General features: G+C 33.9%; 1 protein-coding gene and 1 pseudogene. One reads left to right on the top strand and one right to left on the bottom strand.

The genetic code is table 11. The features are described from left to right. Positions 1–345: IS200/IS605 family transposase (gene tnpA / locus GH741_RS21415; protein ID WP_153738768.1), on the bottom strand; the 345-nt coding region annotated here is incomplete at its 3' end. 86 nt (positions 346–431) lie between these two features. On the opposite strand from tnpA, the pseudogene GH741_RS21420 reads away from it, so the two are divergent. Then, a pseudogene (locus GH741_RS21420) lies at positions 432–728 on the top strand (RNA-guided endonuclease TnpB family protein); the annotation flags it as partial.

A 728-nucleotide genomic window follows, 5' to 3' on the forward strand; every position in this document is an offset into this window, starting at 1 on the left:
AGTTAATATCATATAACTTCTACTCCAAAAATAAGGCTTCCAATAATACTTAGAGAGTTCCTCTGGGAACTCTTTTCTTATGTATCTTGATGTAACTGTTTTATAGCTTTTAGTCGTGTTCGCCAGGTTTATTTGTGGAGGAGCATCAAAAAGAATATGGACATGATCTTTCTCGCCATTTATTTCAATTAATTCACAGTACCACCTGTCAAATAGAGAAAGTGTTATCTCTTTCAAGCGCTCCATCATGTTGTCTGATATGCATTTGTGTCTATATTTTGTTACGAGAACTAAGTGGTAAGTAGGTTTATAATGTGCATGTCTATTCTTTTTGTAATTAATCATTAATGCACCACCTATTCATTTACAACTGATTCACTCTTATGGTATAGTTTATCATGAGAACATGTGTTTGGTAAGGGGGTTTGATAATGAAGATGGCAAAGTCAGTACGACATAAAATTACGAACCATTCTCGTATCTTCGATGCTACATTGGCAATCTATAATGAGGCCTTAACATTTATTATGGAAGTGATAGAGACTGAGTTTGATACTATTGATGATTTTCAGGCGAAGTCTATTGTTGCTGCTGTAGAAAAATTAATACATCGAACAAAATCAAACCCTACCCCCAAATATAGAGAGTTTAATACTAGGTTTTATAAATTACCCTGTTACTTTAGAAGAGGGGCTATTGCATCTGCTTTTGGAAAAGTGAAAAGCTAT

Origin of the sequence: Aquibacillus halophilus (assembly GCF_009649745.1) — a bacterium.
Lineage (GTDB): Bacteria > Bacillota > Bacilli > Bacillales > Amphibacillaceae > Aquibacillus > Aquibacillus halophilus.